The organism is Tenacibaculum sp. SZ-18 (assembly GCF_002813915.1).
Taxonomy (GTDB): Bacteria; Bacteroidota; Bacteroidia; order Flavobacteriales; family Flavobacteriaceae; genus Polaribacter.
Genome location: NZ_CP019335.1, coordinates 713,879 through 730,984 on the forward strand (window position 1 = coordinate 713,879; position 17,106 = coordinate 730,984).

A 17,106-nucleotide genomic window follows, 5' to 3' on the forward strand; every position below is an offset into this window, starting at 1 on the left:
AATTAAATCAGTGATCTCTAAACAAACAACTAAATTCTAAAACCTATAAAAGTTGAAGAAATTTTTTCAGACTGCCTTTAATGATTTCCAAAAACAGTCTAATATTGTTAGAAGCAGTATTTATTTTCTGCTTTTAATTTCTCTGCTATAGTATTACGTAATTCAACTACGTTTGGGTAGTTGGTATATTTAGTAAAACGCTTTAATCCCATCAACATCATACGTTGCTCATCTCCTTCAGCGAATGAAATTATTCCTTCTCTACCACTTTGATTGATAATTTCAACAGCATTATATAAGTATAATTTAGCCATCGCGATTTGCTCTTTTTGAGCAGCCTCACCAAAACGTATTACATTCTTTTCAGTTCTTAAAATTGTTGATTCAGCCATGTAAATCTCAATTAAAATGTTCGAAGCAGCAGTTAATAATTGTTGGTGTTCCTCTAAAGCTGGACCAAATTTTTGAACTGCCGAACCCGCTACCATTAAGAATACTTTCTTTAAACGAGCGATGATATCTTTTTCTTCAGAAAATAATTCAGAAAAATCTGGAGCATCAAAAGAAGGAATTCCTATTAATTCATTCCCAACAGCAGTTGCAGGTCCTAATAAATCAACATGACCTTTCATTGCTTTCTTAACTAACATACCTACAGATAACATACGGTTAATTTCGTTTGTTCCTTCATAAATACGTGCAATACGTGCATCTCTCCAGGCAGCTTCCATTGGAGTTTCTTCAGAGAATCCCATACCTCCAAAAATTTGGATACCTTCGTCAGCACAGTTTTGAATATCTTCAGAAACAGCTACTTTTAAGATAGAACATTCGATAGCGAATTCTTCAACACCTTTTAATTCAGCTTCTTGATGAGAGTTTCCTTCAGATTCACGAATCGCGATTCTGTCTTCAATATCCTTTGCAGCTCTGTAAGAAGCAGATTCACCAGCATAAGCACTAGCAGCCATTTCAGCTAACTTCATTTTAATTGCTCCAAATTCAGAAATAGGAGTTTTAAATTGCTTACGTTCGTTGGCATATTTTACCGCATCAGTAATAACCCTTCTTTGTGAATCTAAACAAGCAGCAGCTAATTTAATACGACCAACATTTAATGCATTCATTGCGATTTTGAATCCTCCACCACGCTCAGATAACATGTTTTCAACTGGGATTAATGTATCGTTAAAGAATACTTGGCGAGTAGAAGAAGCTCTAATACCTAGTTTATGCTCCTCTTCACCTAAAGTTACTCCGTTTGGATTATCTTTATCATATTCTAAAATAAACCCAGTAATGTTTTTATCATCTTCGATACGAGCAAAAACGATGAAAATCTCAGCAAATCCTGCATTCGAGATCCACATTTTTTGTCCGTTAATTTTGTAATGTTTACCATCTTCAGTTAACTCAGCAGTAGTTTTTCCAGAGTTAGCATCAGATCCTGCACCTGGCTCAGTTAAACAATAAGCTCCAAATCTTTCACCCATTGCTAAAGCTGGTACATATTTTTGTTTTTGCTCTTCAGTTCCGTATAAGGTAATTGGCATCGTACCAATACCAGTATGAGCACCAAAAGCTGTACTAAAAGATCCTGTTCCACTAGAAATGTAATCACAAGTTAACATAGTTGATACAAATCCCATTCCTAATCCTCCATAAGCTTCAGGAACAGCGACTCCTAAGAACCCTAATTCACCTGCTTTACGCATAGTTTCTTCAGTTAATGCATAGTCTTTAGATTCAAAGCGAGTTTTGTGAGGAATAATCTCACGCTCGTTGAATTCCATTACCGCATCACGCATCATAGTTTGCTCTTCAGTAAAATCTTCTGGAGTAAATATATCCTCACATTGAGTCTCTTTTACTAGAAACTGTCCTCCTCTAATAATTTCTTTATTTAATGTTTCAGCCATCTTAATAAATCTTTTATTCGTTTAAATGTTAGTTTAAAAATTCAAAAATACCAGCAGCTCCCTGACCAGTACCTACACACATAGTTACCATTCCGTACTTATTCTTCATTTCACGTTTACGCATTTCATCGAATAACTGTACCGATAACTTCGCTCCTGTACAACCTAATGGGTGACCTAATGCAATAGCCCCTCCATTTACGTTTATGATATCAGGATTTAATCCTAACTCTCTTATTACTGCTAATGATTGAGAAGCGAAAGCTTCATTCAATTCTATTAAGTCTATATCGTTTTGTTGTAATCCTGCTTGCTTTAATGCCTTCGGAATAGCAGCAACTGGTCCGATTCCCATAATTCTTGGCGGTACACCAGCAGCAGCATAACTTACCATACGAGCAATTGGTTCTAAGTTTAGTTCTTTAACCATGTTTTCGCTCATTACCATTACGAATGCAGCACCATCACTTGTTTGAGAAGAGTTTCCTGCAGTGACCGAACCGTTAGCAGCAAAAACTGGACGTAATCTTTGTAATCCTTCAATTGTAGAACCTTTACGAGGTCCTTCATCTTTAGTTACAGTAAATTTACGTGTAGCTTTTTTTCCTTTAGCATCCACATAAGTTTCTTCAACTTCGATAGGAACGATTTGATCCTGGAAACGATCTTCAGACTGTGCTTTTAGTGCTTTTAAGTGTGAATTTAAAGCAAATTCGTCTTGATCAGCACGAGAGATATTATACTCCTGAGCAACAGCTTCAGCAGTATTTCCCATCCCCCAGTAATAATCTTCATGACCAGCATTCACAATATTGTAGTTTAATTCTGGTTTGAAACCTGTCATAGGAACAGAGGTCATACTTTCCGCACCACCCGCAATAATACATTCTGCCATTCCTGATTGAATTTTTGCAACTGCCATTCCAATAGTTTCTAATCCTGACGAACAAAAACGATTTACAGTAACACCTGGTACATCAACAGAATCTAATCCAATTAATGAAATGATACGTGCCATGTTTAATCCTTGAGATCCTTCTGGCATTGCATTTCCTACAATTACATCATCAATACGCTTCACGTCAAACTCAGGAAGTTTTCCCATCATGTATTGAATTGTCTCAGCAGCTAATTCATCTGCTCTTTTAAATCTAAAACCACCTCTTTTTGACTTTCCTACGGCAGTTCTATATCCTTTTACTATATATGCTGTTTTCATTGTTTAGTTTCTTAATGGTTTACCAGTTTTTAACATGTGCTGAATACGCTCTAATGTTTTACGTTCTGTAGTTAGACTTAAGAACGCTTCACGCTCAATGTCTAATAAATACTGTTCAGAAACTTTTGTTGGTTCTGATAAATCTCCACCAGCCATTACATAAGCTAGTTTGTTAGCAATCTTTTGATCATGTCCAGAGATAAACTTACTTGCTTTCATAGAGTCAGTAGCTACCATAAATGCACCTAAAGCTTGTTTACCAAGTACTAATACATCCTTACGTTCTACTGGTTGTGTATAACCAGCATCAGCTAATAATAATGCATGTTTCTTGGCTTCTGCAATTTGACGATCTCTATTTACGACAACAACATCTTTTCCTTGTTGTAATAAACCTAAATCAAAAGCTTCGTATGCAGAAGTAGATACTTTAGCCATACCGATAGTTAAGAAATACTCTTGTAAAACGTTTAATTGAACATCTCCTTTACGGAAAGTATCAGACGCTCTTAATGCCATTTCTTTTGAACCACCACCACCAGGGATAACTCCAACACCAAATTCTACTAATCCCATGTAAGTTTCAGCTGCAGCTACAACTTTATCTGCGTGTAATGATAATTCACATCCTCCACCTAAAGCCATTCCATGAGGTGCAGCTATAACTGGAATGGAAGAATAACGCATACGCATCATTGTGTCTTGGAAGTATTTGATAGCCATATTTAACTCGTCATATTCTTGTTCAACAGCCATCATGAAAATCATACCGATGTTTGCTCCTACAGAGAAGTTTGCACCTTGATTTCCTACTACTAATCCATCAAAATCTTTTTCAGCTAAATCAACTGCTTTGTTTAATCCAGCTAAAACATCTCCACCGATAGTATTCATTTTCGATTGGAACTCACAGTTTAAGATTCCGTCTCCTAAATCTTCAATTACAACTCCTGAGTTTTTGAATACTTCATTAGATTTTCTTATGTTATCTAAGATAATAAATGAATCTTGTCCAGGTTTTTTAACTTGAGCCTTTTCATTTACATCATAATAATAAGTAGCACCGTCTTTAACAGTATAGAAAGCAGTTTCTCCTTTAGCAACCATTTCAGTTACCCAAGCAGCAGGTTCTTTACCTTCAGCTTTCATTAATTCGATACCTTTTTCAACACCTACAGCATCCCAAATTTCGAATGGTCCATTTTCCCATCCAAATCCAGCTTTCATGGCATCATCAATTCTGTATAATTCATCTGAAATTTCAGGAATTCTATTTTGAACATAAGCAAACATTGCTGCAAAGTTCTTACGGTAGAATTCACCCGCTTTATCTTTACCTGCAACTAATACTTTAAATCTATCAATTGGTTTGTCAATCGTTTTCGTTAATTCTAAAGTAGCGAAAGAAGCTCTTTTCTTAGAACGATATTCCATCGTATCTAAATCAAGAGTTAAGATTTCTTTTTTACCCTCTGCATTTACAGATTTTTTATAGAAACCTTGTTTAGTCTTGCTTCCTAACCATTTGTTTTCCATCATCGTATTGATGAAATCTGGTAACTTAAATAAGTCATGAGCTTCATCATTAGGACAGTTTTCATAAATACCATTAGCAACGTGCACTAAAGTGTCTAATCCTACAACATCTACAGTACGGAAAGTAGCTGATTTCGGACGACCAATTACTGGTCCAGTTAATTTATCAACTTCTTCAACAGTTAAACCTAATTCTTTTACTTGGTGGAATAAAGATTGAATTCCGAAGATACCAATACGGTTTCCAATAAATGCTGGAGTATCTTTTGCTAAAACCGAAGTTTTACCTAAGAACTTATCTCCATATTCCATTAAGAAATCAGTAACTTCTTGTTTACAATCTGGTCCTGGAACAACTTCAAATAATTTTAAGTAACGAGGAGGATTGAAGAAGTGAGTAACTGCAAAATGCTTTCTGAAGTCTTCACTGCGACCTTCGTTCATAAATTTAATAGGAATTCCTGAAGTATTAGAAGAAATAATAGTTCCTGGAGTACGATATTTTTCTACCTTTTCAAATACGCTTTGTTTTATATCCAAACGTTCAACAACAACTTCCATTACCCAATCTACATCTTTAATCTTGTGTAAATCGTCATCAATATTACCGGTTGTAATTCTATCTGCGAATTTCTTGTTGTAGATAGGAGATGGTTTAGACTTCAAAGAAGCTGTTAAAGCATCGTTTACTAATCGATTACGAACAGCTTTGTCTTCTAAAGTTAGTCCTTTTGCTTTTTCTTTATCGGTTAATTCTCTTGGAACGATATCCAAAAGTAATACATCAACACCGATATTCGCAAAGTGACAAGCAATACCTGATCCCATAATTCCAGATCCGATGATTGCTACTTTTTTAATTCTTCTTTTGCTCATTACTTGAATAGGTTTGTTTTTATACAGCCTCAGATGACATGTCTCCATAAATCTGTTTGTCAGCTATAAGTTTATTTATGATTTCGGTTACTTTAAAAAATGAATTGATTTCACTTTCTGTAAGGTTTTCACGAATTTTATTATTGAACTGAAATACGTGACCTTTTGAGATTTCTCTTTTTTCCTTACCAAACTCGGTAAGTTTTATAATCACACTTCTTCCATCATCAGGGTTCTTCACTCGAACAATTAAACCTTTATCTTCCATTGATTTTAAAATCCTTGAAAGACTTGTTGGTTCCATTCCCATTAAAGGTCCTAGTGCTGTAGAGGGAGTTCCTTCTTCGAAATCTATATTAAGTAATACAAATGCCATTGCCATTGTACTATCATGCTTTGAGGCTTGCTCATTATACATTTTAGCCACGGCTTGCCATGTTGCTCTTAATTGATGATCTATTGTTTTACTTTTATCCATATTTAACGATTCCAAATATACAGAAATTTATTATGCGCGCATAATAAATTCAAAAAAATTATGCACGCATAATAAATAATAACAAATAATTAATCTGAAAACTGAGATTATGAGATTATAACTACAATAATTTTAGGGGATTAGTAATTTTTTTAGAAAATTGTAAAATTGGGTAGGAATTAATTTTGCATGCTTTAACTAAAAAGTTGTAACATCTTTGATTTGATTTATACTAATCTTAGGAAAGTATGTATGTTTGTACTGGTACAACTACTAAAATAATAATCAACTTAAGCCTATGAATAACTTATTAGAAATTAATAATGTGGTAAAACGTTATGGAGACTACACCGCATTAAACGATGTTTCTATGCATATTCCAAAAGGAAGTGTCTTTGGACTTTTAGGTCCGAATGGAGCAGGGAAGACTTCATTAATTAGAATTATAAATCAAATAACAATGCCCGATAGTGGGGAGGTTATTTTAGATGGGGAAAAATTGGCACCTAAACATATCGCTCATATCGGGTATTTACCAGAGGAAAGAGGATTGTATAAATCAATGAAAGTTGGAGAGCAAGCTTTGTATTTAGCTCAGTTAAAAGGAATGAGTAAGTCAGAAGCTAAAAAGAAACTGAAGTATTGGTTTGAAAAATTTGATATAGGAGCTTGGTGGAATAAAAAAATAGAAGAACTTTCAAAAGGGATGGCGCAAAAAGTTCAGTTTGTTGTTACTGTTCTTCATTCACCAAAACTTTTAATTTTTGATGAACCATTTTCTGGATTTGATCCAATTAACGCACAATTAATTGCAAAAGAAATTTTACAATTAAGAGATGAAGGTTCTACTATTATTTTTTCAACTCATAGAATGGAAAGTGTTGAAGAAATGTGTGACCATATAGCTTTAATTAATAAGTCTAATAAAATATTAGATGGTAAGTTAGAAGATATTAAAAGGCAATATAGAACCAATATTTTTGAGGTTGGTTTAAAAACAGAAGCACCTGAATCAGTTCAAAAAGAGCTAAAAGAAAATTTTAAAGTTAGCATGGCAGATTTTAAATCGCTTAACGAAGGATTAAAATTGAAGGTCAAATTAATCAATGGTAAAACTTCCAATGATCTTTTATCGTATTTAACGAATAAAGGAGAAGTAAATCATTTTGTGGAATTAGTGCCAAGTGCAAACGATATTTTTATTCAGGCTGTAAATAAAAACCTATAATCTTATGGACAAGTTAAAGTTAATTATTCAACGTGAGTTTCTTGCTAAAATAAAAAATAGATCATTTATAATAATGACATTCTTAAGTCCATTACTAATGGTAGGTATGGGAGCTTTGGTTTATTTTTTAATGAAGAAAAATGAAGAAAAAGTTAAAAAAATTGTTTTCGTCGATGATTCAGGGATATTTTCTAAAGAAACATTTAAAGACTCCAATACGGTAGTATATGAAGATTACACAAAGTTAGGAGCAGAGGAAACAAAGAAGAAAGTAGAAGAAGGAAATTATTATGGTGCTTTAATAATTCCTAAAAAAGATAGTTTAGAAATTTTAGCTAATTCTATCGAATTTTATTCGAAAGATTCTCCAGGTTTATCCTTAATGGCAGAAATAGAAGGGAAAATTGAAACAAGATTAAAAAACCTGAAACTAACCCAATTTGGTATCGACTTGGCAAAAATCAAGGCTTCTAAAATATCTTCAGATATTAAAATGTTTAATTTTTCGGGAGAGGAGTCTTCGAAAGCAAAAAATGTTGCGAGTATTATCGCAGGTGGAGCTGCTGGATATTTATTATTCATGTTTGTACTAATCTATGGAACTTCGGTAATGAGAAGTGTTATTGAAGAAAAAACAAGTAGAATTATTGAAGTAATTATTTCTTCAGTGAAACCCTTCCAATTAATGTTGGGTAAAATAATAGGAAATGCTTCAGCAGGTTTAGTTCAGTTTTTCGTGTGGGGAATCATAATTTTTATATTGAGTATGATTTTACCTTTAGTGTTTGGAATTGATATGACTGAAATGCAGTCAGCAAGTGTTTCTCCTGATCAAGTAGAAGCTATGAAACAAGCAGCAGGCGGAGGAAAAATCGAAAAATTATTTCTAGAAGTTTTAACATTACCGTTATTGAAAATGTTTGTGCTATTTATTTTATATTTCTTCGGAGGTTATATGTTATATAGCTCATTATTCGCAGCTATTGGAGCTGCTGTAGATAATGAAACAGATACACAGCAATTTATGACTCCAATTATGTTGCCATTAATTTTAGGTGTATACGTCGGATTCTTTACTGTAATTAACGATCCACATGGTCCAATTTCTGTGATATTCTCTTACATTCCATTTACTTCACCAATTGTTATGTTAATGCGTGTTCCGTTCGGAGTTGCTTGGTGGGAGATAGCACTGTCTCTTTTAATTTTAATAGTTACCTTTATTAGTGCCGTTTGGATTGCTGCTAAAATCTACCGAGTAGGAATTTTAATGTACGGTAAAAAGGCGAACTATAAAGATCTATGGAAATGGATTCGTTATAGTTCATAACAAGTCGATTACTAAAGAATGGAGCAAATCAATAAAATTTTAAATTATTCTTTAAGATATAACGACCACATAAGTATTAGCGTAAAGTCTTTGCTAATACTTATTGTGGTTATTTTATTAGTTTCTTTTTTATTGAAACTATTTAGAAAATATATTCAGAAGAAGTTAAGAGAGCAAGATAAAAACAAATTTGATACTGTTTTTTCTTTCGGAAAATGGCTTCTTTACATTATTATATTCTTGATTACTCTTCAAAGTTCAGGAGTTCAAATTACAGCTATTTTCGCGGCATCAACAGCTTTATTAATTGGTGTTGGTTTGGCTTTACAAACTTTCTTTCAAGATATTATCTCAGGAATTTTCATCATAATGGATCAAAGTGTTCATGTCGGAGATTATATCGAAATAGATAAAAAAATTGGTCGTGTTGAAGAAATAAAATTGAGAACCACTAGAGCCGTTACTATCGACAATAAGGTATTGATTATTCCGAATCATATGTATCTAAAAAATAGTTTATACAACTGGACTCAAAATGGAAGTGTTACTAAAGATTATGTTAGTGTTGGTGTTGCTTATGGTTCAGATACTCAATTGGTGAAAACCTTGTTGTTGCAAACAGCAAATGAGCATAAAAGCATTTTGTCATATCCTGAACCTTTTGTTTTATTTGATGAGTTTGGTGATAGCTCATTGAATTTCGAACTAGTTTTTAGTATTCATAATAGTTTTCAGTTAGCAATTATTAAGAGTGATTTACGTTTTAGAATTGATGAATTGTTCAGAGAGAATAATGTGACTATTCCTTTTCCTCAAAGAGATGTGCATATTATAGGGAAATAGTTGTAAGAATTAGTTGAAGTAAAATTATGAGAAAGGATTATGTTAAATCTTTATTATTACTGATAGTTTTTTTTTTTTGGTAAAAATTTTGAAGCTCAAAATAATGAGCCATTTATTTTTCGTGATTCAGAAAATTTAAAAAAATATTTAAAGGGAGTTTCTGAAAAGAACTATGCCGAGAATAAATCAGATATAATTTTAAAGGAGGATGATGGTAATCAAGATTATCATTACTTTCCAAAAAACCAGAATCTAATTAAAACTTTGAAAGGTTTCGATTCTGATATGTTCAATGTTTATTCGAAAGACTCTATTTTGGTTAAGGGTAAAAATCAAAATATATTAATCCATAATTATATTTCTAAATTTGATGATCGAGATTTCCGATTTGTTGAATCGGTTAGCGAATATCGTAATCATTTATTTTTCCATGTTGCAGGTTATGAAATTTGGGAGATTATTGTTGTGAATATTGAAGAGAAGGAAGTATATTCTTTTCCCGATGATCCTGTTTTTATTAACAGTAATGAATATTTGGTCGTGTCAGATTATTATGGAGAGGGAGTTTTTTATTACTTCAATAGAAAAACCAACAAGGTATTGAGTTTTGAGCTATCGAATTTTAATATTGAAGATTATTATATTAAAGAAGATGAAATCTTCTTTAAAATTGTTTCTAATGACAATAATTCAAAAGCTTATTTTTATTCTTTAAGTTATAAATACTAATTTTATTGAAACATATTTTAGAAATTTACTTATGGCATAAAATATGATACTATCAATGAAAATGAATCAAGAATCAAACAATCTTAATGTAGATGAGTAAAATATTAATCATAGAAGACGAAGCAGCAATTCGTAGAGTTTTAAAGAAAATCATATCAGAGGAAAGTGATAGCTATCAAGTTGAAGAAGCTGAAGATGGTTTAGCAGGAATCGAAGCAATAAAGAATAACGATTACGATTTGGTTTTATGTGATATTAAAATGCCAAAAATGGATGGTGTTGAAGTATTAGAAAAAGCTAAGAAAATTAAACCTGAAACACCAATTGTTATGATTTCTGGTCATGGTGATTTAGACACAGCCGTAAATACAATGCGGCTTGGAGCTTTTGATTATATATCAAAACCACCAGACTTAAATCGTTTATTAAATACTGTTCGGAATGCTTTGGATAGAAAAGAATTGGTTGTTGAGAATAAGCGATTGAAGAAGAAAGTGAGTAAGAACTACGAAATGATAGGTGAAAGCGAAGCAATTACTCATATTAAAGACATGATTGAAAAAGTTGCGGCTACTGATGCACGAGTATTAATTACTGGTCCGAATGGAACTGGAAAAGAACTTGTAGCTCACTGGTTACACGAAAAATCAGAAAGATCTAAAGGTCCGATGATTGAAGTTAATTGTGCTGCTATTCCTGCTGAATTAATTGAAAGTGAGCTTTTTGGGCATGTTAAAGGTAGTTTTACAGGAGCTAATAAGGATAGAGCTGGAAAATTTGAAGCAGCAAATGCAGGAACTATTTTCTTAGATGAAATTGGTGATATGAGTTTGTCTGCACAGGCAAAAGTATTACGTGCTTTACAAGAAAATAAAATTCAGAGAGTAGGTTCTGATAAAGATATTAAAGTAAATGTACGTGTTGTTGCTGCAACAAATAAAGACTTGAAAAAAGAGATTGAAGAAGGAAGGTTTAGAGAAGATTTATATCATAGATTAGCAGTTATTTTAGTTAAAGTACCTGCTTTAAATGATAGGAGGGAAGATATTCCGTTGCTAGTAGATTTCTTCGCAAATAAAATTGCACAAGAGCAAGGAACGCCGAGTAAAAAGTTTTCTCATCAAGCAGTTAAATTGCTTCAAGAATATGACTGGACTGGAAATATTAGAGAATTGAGAAACGTAGTAGAACGTTTGATTATTCTTGGTGAAAAAACAGTTTCAGATAATGATGTTAAATTATTTGCGAGTAAATAATATTACTTTACAACAGTAACGGTGCAGTTGGACAAGATGTAATTAAAATGATCTACATCGGAATCGTTCAAGGTTAATGTACCCGTTACTGTTACTATTGTATCAGTTTTGTATTTCTGTTTTTCTGAAAATAACAATTCAATAGCCGTTTCAGGTCCACCAACTCCACAAAAATAACAAGAAGCCATAGGCCCTTTAGAAAGAATGTAAATTTGTCCTTTAGGGTCTAAGCTTAAAAAATATCCTGTTATACTAATTTGTTGTCCATTTAACTCTTTTATAGATTCAGCGAACTCTGGATGTAAATAATACTCTTCATATTTTGGAAAATACTTATTGGTGAATTTTACATCTGATAAATCATCCCAGGTAACATCCTTTTGTCCAAAAGACATTACAGATGAAACCAAAAAGCATATAAGTAGAATACTATTTCTCATTACTCAAAATTGTTGAAACTTTCATTTTTAAAATTGGGTAAATGGCTACCGCAATCGATACAAAGATAATTATTAATACCAATACTGCTGTAGGAACTATTTCATTAAAACTTAGTGGTTGTAAGACACCTTTTAAATAATCTGATTGCATATATTGAAATAGAAAATGAAGTAAAATTCTTATTAATCCAAATCCTAATGCAAAAGCAGATAAAACTATCATGAGTCCTTCATAAGTAACTAATTTTATCAATTGAAAGTTACTTGCTCCAAAAGTTCTTAAAAGTGCTAAATCAAAAGAACGTTCTTTTACCATTTTATATAGACTAATAAAAATGATCATTCCTGAAATCAACAAGATTAGGTATGCTATCCATGTTATGGTTTTGAAACCAATTCCAGTATATGAGTATAATTTATCAAGCTCAAACTTTGGCAGTGCGGCTTGCATATTAGTTTGATCGTTAATTCTTCTTGGTAAAGTTAATAATGCTCGAGGAGTTTTAAATGAAATTAATAAAGAAGTGATTTCTCGATTTTCATTATTTTCCTCATGGTCATGATGTTCATCCGCATGCTCTTCATGATTTTCATGACTTTCGTTTTTATCATGGTCATGATGTTCATCAGCATGTTCTTCGTGATTTTCATGACTTTCGTTTTTATCATGGTCATGATGTTCGTCAGCATGTTCTTCGTGATTTCCATGACTCTCATGTTTATCATGGTCATGATGTTCGTCAGCATGTTCTTCGTGATTTTCATGACTTTCGTTTTTATCATGGTCATGATGTTCATCCACATGTTCTTCGTGATTTTTATGCCCGTCATGTTTATCATGGTCATGATGTTCTTCATGATTTTCATGACTCTCATGTTTATCATGGTCGTGATGTTCTTCAGCATGTTCTTCATGATTTTCATGACTCTCATGTTTATCATGGTCATGATCGTGATGTTCATCGGCATGTTGTTCCTCAGCGTGGTCGTCATGTTTCTCATCATTCTTATGTTCAGAATGTGATTCTTCTTCATGGTCATGATTGGCATGTACATCCCAAATACTCTCAAGTTTTGTAACAATTAATCTGTCAATGACTTTATAGGTTGGTTCTAAAATACCAACAACCGTGAACTTATCGTCATGCACATCAATATCATTTTCAACTAAACCATGAGAACTTAAAAAAGTGTCGCCAACAGATAGACCGAGTTTTTCAGCAACAGTTGCTCCAATTATAGCGTCTAAACTCTTTTGAACTCCTTTACCGTTACTAATTTTAGCATCGTATAAAGAAAGGAATTCATTCGTAGTCCCAACAATTCTGTAACCTTTAAAGTTATCACCATAAGAAATAGGTACTGCAGTTTTAATCATCCTATTTTTGGCGACCTTTTTGGCTTCAGAGTACTTAATGTTTCCTGTTGGGTCATCCATATGTAAAATGGAAGCGAGTACTAATTGCAACGGACTACCTTTTGCACCTAAAACTAAATCTATTCCTCCTAAATTATTGTCGGTTTGATACTTAAAAGATGATTTTAATTGTTGTATTCCTAAAAGTAAGGCAATACTGAGTGCTAGTGTAAAAACACTTAAAAAGGTATATAGTGGTTTAGATTTTATATTCTCTAAACTAATCTTCCATACATTCATCATAACGTAATTTGGTTTTGGAAGAATGATTTTATTCTTTGATCATGAGTAATAACAATCAGGTTCGCTTCTGTTCGTTGAGCCTGAGTTTTTAAAAGGTCAATTACAATTTTACAAGATTCGTCATCTAAACTAGATGTTGGTTCATCAGCTAATAAAATTTTTGGTTTATGAATTACAGCCATAGCAATACTTAATCTTTGCAACTGTCCTTCACTTAGTTCATTTACTTTTTGATGTTTTTGAGCCAAGATATCAAGCTGATCTAATAATGAATCGATATCTGAATCAGAAGATTTAGAGCCGCTAAAGAATAATCTAGCTTGTAAGTTTTTATATACAGTTAGTGACTGTATCGCATGTTTCTTTTGAAAAACTAACCCAATGTTTTGTCCTCTAAATTTATCTAATTTGGCATTTGATAACAATTGAGTTTCGGTATTGTCAATAATTACTTTTCCATTTTGAGGTTTAAGTAATCCTGCCAATAAATGTAAAAATGTTGTTTTACCAATTCCAGATTTTCCTAAAATCAATAAATCATTATTTTGATTAATGTTTATATCTGGGAATTTAAATTCTTTAGATGTACTTTGATATTGAAAAGTTAGATTTTCGGTTCGAATCATTTATAATTTTACTTTAATTAGGCATATTGAATTGGCCATTGATCTTCTTGCGGGAATAATTGAGTTTTCCATAATTCTACTTCCTCATCTGTGAGTAAGCAATCATTTAAATCATCAATCATTTCTTCTTTTTGGATTCCTTGACCAATAAAAACAAGTTCTATTTTACGGTCACCAAATTCTGTATCCCAATTTCCCTCAATTTGTTCACGATTTTCCATGAATGCAGCATAATTAATTCGTTCAGCAAAAGGCATACTTGCCCACCAAACTCCAGCATTATCTGCCTTGCATGATCCACCTGCAGAACTCCATATTAAAGCTTGGTTTTTTCGAGATGCTAACCAGAATAATCCCTTACTTCTAATAATGTTTTGAGGAAATTTTTGGTTAAGATACTGTAAAAAACGTTCTGGGTGAAATGGTTTAGCACTTCTAAAAACAAAAGAGCCAATACCATACTCTTCTGTTTCCGGTGTGTGTTCGTTTTCTAATTCTTTAATCCAACCTGCAGAAGCTTCTGCTTTTTCATAATCGAAAAGATTGGTGTTTATAACTTCATTCAAATCTACATTCGAATGATCTGTCATAATTATTTTAGCTTCAGGATTTAATTTTTGAATTATTGCTTTCAATTCCTTAAGGTTTTCCTTAGAAACTAAATCTGTTTTGTTAAGTAGAATAACATTAGCAAATTCTATTTGATCGGTAAGTAGATTTACAATAGTTCGATCATCACCTTCAATATTGGTCAACTCTCTGGTAACTAAATAGTCAGAGCTTGAAAAATCCTTCAAGAAGTTAAATGCGTCAACTACAGTTACCATAGTATCTACATAACTAAAACGACTTAAATCAATATTACCATCTTCACTTTCAAAACTGAAAGTTTGAGCCACAGGAATTGGTTCACTAATTCCAGTACTTTCTATAATTAAATAGTCAAATTTATTTTGAGCAGCTAATCGTTCTACTTCCACCATTAAATCTTCACGCAGCGTACAACAGATACATCCATTAGACATTTCCACTAATTTTTCTTCAGTTCTTGAAAGTGTATTTTCACTTTCTATAAATTGAGCATCAATGTTTACTTCACTCATGTCATTCACAATTACGGCTACTTTTAAGCCTTGTTTATTGTGTAAAATATGATTTAGTAAAGTTGTTTTTCCTGCGCCGAGGAAACCACTTAATACGGTAACAGGTAATTTTTTCATTGTAAATAATGGTTATTATAAAGCTTCTATTTTGTTTAAGTTGTTCATTTTTTCAATTAAATCGCCTTGTATAGCCACAACCGCAGATTTAGGAATATTATCAGAATCGAAAGGCCATTTACTTGTTGGATTGTTGAGGTCTTTGGTTTGCTCACCAGGATGTTGAACACTTAAGAATAATGTTTTTCCGTCAGGAGAGAACCAAGGTCCAGTTAATTCGGCATCTCTAGGAGCAGATGCAACACGAATAACTTTTCCAGCATCAGCACCATATCTAGGAATAACAAACAAACTATTGTTTTTAAATGGCATATACGGTTTGTCTTCTCTGTTCATTGAACTACCAGACATGTCTGAGGTCATCCACAAGTTACCAGCCAAGTCAAAAGCAAGATTATCCGGACAAGAAAATCCATTTTCTTCACCACCTGCTATGTAAGTTGAAGCTTTAAAAGTTAATGAATCAAAAGCTCCTTCAGTTTCTTCAATTTTTAAAATAGATCCGTGGAAATCTCCTTTATCTTTATTATTTGTGAGCGTTACAATTATATTTCCAGTAATTGGATCAATTTCAATGTCTTCTGGACGATTTAATTCAGTTGCGCCTAGTAATTTAGCAGCTTCTCTTGCTCTGATTAATACTTCGGTTTGGTCTTTAAATTTTTCTTTTAAAACTGGTTGGTTTTTCCAATCTAGTGCTAACCATTTTCCATTATCCGTATCAGCTACATATAAAGTACCTTCTTTCAATGAACCTTGTTTTGAAGAGATGAATTTATATAAATGCTCACTGTTTTTATCATCTCCAGTATAAGCAACAACGCGTTTATCTTTTAGTTCAAATAAAGTACAGCATTCATGAGCAAACCTTCCTAAAGCAATGTGTTTTTGAGCTGTTCCAGTTTTTGGATCTATTTCAACTACCCAACCATAGTGTTCAGGTGGATATTCATAAAATTTTTCCCAACCATACCAACTAGGTTTATGTGTAGAATTGTTATATATATCATATTCAGTCTCTCCATAAAAACCATCATAATTTTCTTCACACGTAATAAAAGTATTCCAAGGAGTAATTCCTCCTGAACAATTCGCTAACGTTCCTTTTACAGTTGTAGCTCCTTTGATAGGTGTGTCCCAATTTAACTTAATCTGTGTTTGAGCAGTAATACGACGATTTAATGGATCGTTCTTTACCACTTCCCATTTTCCGTTTACTTCTTTAATTCTCACAATTGTTCCACCGACACTATACATTTCTTTGTCGATTTGTTCGATAGTTCTATGTTTCTCTGGCACATCAAAAGCTCGGTAATCAAAATTTGATACAAATAAAGGATTTGTATATTCATGATTTACCCAAAGTAAACCGTCTTTAGGATTGTTTTTATCAAAAGGAATAAAACAAGTAAAATCATTATTAAAGCCAAAAGTATCTTTATCTGAAATTGATTCTCCCCATTTCACTATCGGATGATAATTCAGTCCTTGAGTTAAAAGCAAATCGTCTTTATCGGAAGGAGATAAATTAACCAATTTGAGGTTTTTAAGTGCTTCATAAGTTGTATCAGAAATAGATTCTGATTGAGAAGGTGTTGTTGTATTTCCACAGCCTACAAGAAAAGGAGGAGCAACAACCATCCCAACACTTACTTTCCCTAGAAATGATATGAACTTTCTTCTGTTATATTCCAAAATAATTAGTTTTAATTGAATTCTATTGTTAATTAAATCACGTAGACTTTA

14 protein-coding genes are annotated in these 17,106 nt (G+C 32.6%); 5 read left to right on the top strand and 9 right to left on the bottom strand.

The window, feature by feature from the left end; all coding sequences use genetic code 11:
• Nucleotides 1-107: 107 nt before the first annotated feature.
• The 4 genes from BTO06_RS03230 to BTO06_RS03245 are packed head-to-tail and all read right to left on the bottom strand — an operon-like array spanning nucleotide 108 to nucleotide 6,028.
• The gene (locus tag BTO06_RS03230; RefSeq protein ID WP_100923940.1) at nucleotides 108-1,919 is read right to left on the bottom strand and encodes an acyl-CoA dehydrogenase family protein; all 1,812 of its coding nucleotides are present in this window, start codon (nucleotides 1,917-1,919) and stop codon (nucleotides 108-110) included.
• Between the two features lie 28 nt (nucleotides 1,920-1,947).
• Nucleotides 1,948-3,138 (bottom strand): acetyl-CoA C-acyltransferase, encoded by a 1,191-nt coding sequence (locus tag BTO06_RS03235; RefSeq protein WP_100923941.1) that lies wholly within the window; start codon nucleotides 3,136-3,138, stop codon nucleotides 1,948-1,950.
• A 3-nt stretch (nucleotides 3,139-3,141) separates the two neighbouring features.
• Nucleotides 3,142-5,550 (bottom strand): 3-hydroxyacyl-CoA dehydrogenase/enoyl-CoA hydratase family protein, encoded by a 2,409-nt coding sequence (locus BTO06_RS03240; protein WP_100923942.1) that lies wholly within the window; start codon nucleotides 5,548-5,550, stop codon nucleotides 3,142-3,144.
• 19 nt (nucleotides 5,551-5,569) lie between these two features.
• A complete protein-coding gene (locus BTO06_RS03245) occupies nucleotides 5,570-6,028 on the bottom strand; it encodes a MarR family winged helix-turn-helix transcriptional regulator (protein ID WP_100923943.1) in 459 nt (152 codons plus the stop codon).
• Nucleotides 6,029-6,326: 298 nt separating this feature from the next.
• Between BTO06_RS03245 and BTO06_RS03250 the strand changes: the two genes are divergently transcribed.
• The 5 genes from BTO06_RS03250 (at nucleotide 6,327) to BTO06_RS03270 (ending at nucleotide 11,414) form a co-directional block, all read left to right on the top strand.
• The gene (locus BTO06_RS03250) at nucleotides 6,327-7,256 is read left to right on the top strand and encodes an ABC transporter ATP-binding protein (protein ID WP_100923944.1); all 930 of its coding nucleotides are present in this window, start codon (nucleotides 6,327-6,329) and stop codon (nucleotides 7,254-7,256) included.
• A gap of 4 nt (nucleotides 7,257-7,260) precedes the next feature.
• Nucleotides 7,261-8,586, top strand: coding sequence for an ABC transporter permease (locus BTO06_RS03255; protein ID WP_100923945.1), 1,326 nt, complete (start codon nucleotides 7,261-7,263; stop codon nucleotides 8,584-8,586).
• 18 nt (nucleotides 8,587-8,604) lie between these two features.
• A complete protein-coding gene (locus tag BTO06_RS03260; protein WP_100923946.1) occupies nucleotides 8,605-9,429 on the top strand; it encodes a mechanosensitive ion channel family protein in 825 nt (274 codons plus the stop codon).
• Nucleotides 9,430-9,693: 264 nt separating this feature from the next.
• Nucleotides 9,694-10,158 carry a hypothetical protein gene (locus BTO06_RS03265; RefSeq protein WP_157811718.1) on the top strand — a complete coding sequence of 155 codons (465 nt, stop codon included), beginning with the start codon at nucleotides 9,694-9,696 and terminating at the stop codon, nucleotides 10,156-10,158.
• 92 nt (nucleotides 10,159-10,250) lie between these two features.
• The gene (locus BTO06_RS03270) at nucleotides 10,251-11,414 is read left to right on the top strand and encodes a sigma-54-dependent transcriptional regulator (protein WP_100923948.1); all 1,164 of its coding nucleotides are present in this window, start codon (nucleotides 10,251-10,253) and stop codon (nucleotides 11,412-11,414) included.
• Nucleotides 11,415-11,416: 2 nt separating this feature from the next.
• On the opposite strand, the gene BTO06_RS03275 is transcribed toward BTO06_RS03270, so the two are convergent.
• The 5 genes from BTO06_RS03275 to BTO06_RS03300 are packed head-to-tail and all read right to left on the bottom strand — an operon-like array spanning nucleotide 11,417 to nucleotide 17,055.
• Entirely contained in the window at nucleotides 11,417-11,854 is a 438-nt protein-coding gene (locus BTO06_RS03275) for a hypothetical protein (RefSeq protein ID WP_100923949.1), read from the bottom strand.
• Nucleotides 11,844-13,514, bottom strand: a complete 1,671-nt coding sequence (locus tag BTO06_RS03285) for an ABC transporter permease (RefSeq protein ID WP_232731504.1) — start codon at nucleotides 13,512-13,514, stop codon at nucleotides 11,844-11,846. The genes BTO06_RS03275 and BTO06_RS03285 overlap by 11 nt, the downstream gene beginning before the upstream one ends.
• Nucleotides 13,511-14,140: an ABC transporter ATP-binding protein gene (locus tag BTO06_RS03290; protein ID WP_100923951.1), complete on the bottom strand. Its 630-nt coding sequence runs from the start codon at nucleotides 14,138-14,140 to the stop codon at nucleotides 13,511-13,513. Before BTO06_RS03290 ends, BTO06_RS03285 begins: the two co-directional genes overlap by 4 nt.
• Nucleotides 14,141-14,157: 17 nt before the next feature.
• Nucleotides 14,158-15,360, bottom strand: a complete 1,203-nt coding sequence (locus BTO06_RS03295) for a GTP-binding protein (RefSeq protein WP_100923952.1) — start codon at nucleotides 15,358-15,360, stop codon at nucleotides 14,158-14,160.
• Nucleotides 15,361-15,375: 15 nt separating this feature from the next.
• Entirely contained in the window at nucleotides 15,376-17,055 is a 1,680-nt protein-coding gene (locus tag BTO06_RS03300; protein ID WP_100923953.1) for a PhoX family protein, read from the bottom strand.
• Nucleotides 17,056-17,106: the final 51 nt, after the last annotated feature.

What these genes read in the sequence shown, in the direction of transcription:
- BTO06_RS03230 (WP_100923940.1), bottom strand. Translation starts at nt 1,919, where the DNA reads ATGGCTGAAACATTAAATAAAGAAATTATTAGAGGAGGACAGTTTCTA.
- BTO06_RS03235 (WP_100923941.1), bottom strand. Translation starts at nt 3,138, where the DNA reads ATGAAAACAGCATATATAGTAAAAGGATATAGAACTGCCGTAGGAAAG.
- BTO06_RS03240 (WP_100923942.1), bottom strand. Translation starts at nt 5,550, where the DNA reads ATGAGCAAAAGAAGAATTAAAAAAGTAGCAATCATCGGATCTGGAATT.
- BTO06_RS03245 (WP_100923943.1), bottom strand. Translation starts at nt 6,028, where the DNA reads ATGGATAAAAGTAAAACAATAGATCATCAATTAAGAGCAACATGGCAA.
- BTO06_RS03250 (WP_100923944.1), top strand. Translation starts at nt 6,327, where the DNA reads ATGAATAACTTATTAGAAATTAATAATGTGGTAAAACGTTATGGAGAC.
- BTO06_RS03255 (WP_100923945.1), top strand. Translation starts at nt 7,261, where the DNA reads ATGGACAAGTTAAAGTTAATTATTCAACGTGAGTTTCTTGCTAAAATA.
- BTO06_RS03260 (WP_100923946.1), top strand. Translation starts at nt 8,605, where the DNA reads ATGGAGCAAATCAATAAAATTTTAAATTATTCTTTAAGATATAACGAC.
- BTO06_RS03270 (WP_100923948.1), top strand. Translation starts at nt 10,251, where the DNA reads ATGAGTAAAATATTAATCATAGAAGACGAAGCAGCAATTCGTAGAGTT.
- BTO06_RS03275 (WP_100923949.1), bottom strand. Translation starts at nt 11,854, where the DNA reads ATGAGAAATAGTATTCTACTTATATGCTTTTTGGTTTCATCTGTAATG.
- BTO06_RS03285 (WP_232731504.1), bottom strand. Translation starts at nt 13,514, where the DNA reads ATGATGAATGTATGGAAGATTAGTTTAGAGAATATAAAATCTAAACCA.
- BTO06_RS03290 (WP_100923951.1), bottom strand. Translation starts at nt 14,140, where the DNA reads ATGATTCGAACCGAAAATCTAACTTTTCAATATCAAAGTACATCTAAA.
- BTO06_RS03295 (WP_100923952.1), bottom strand. Translation starts at nt 15,360, where the DNA reads ATGAAAAAATTACCTGTTACCGTATTAAGTGGTTTCCTCGGCGCAGGA.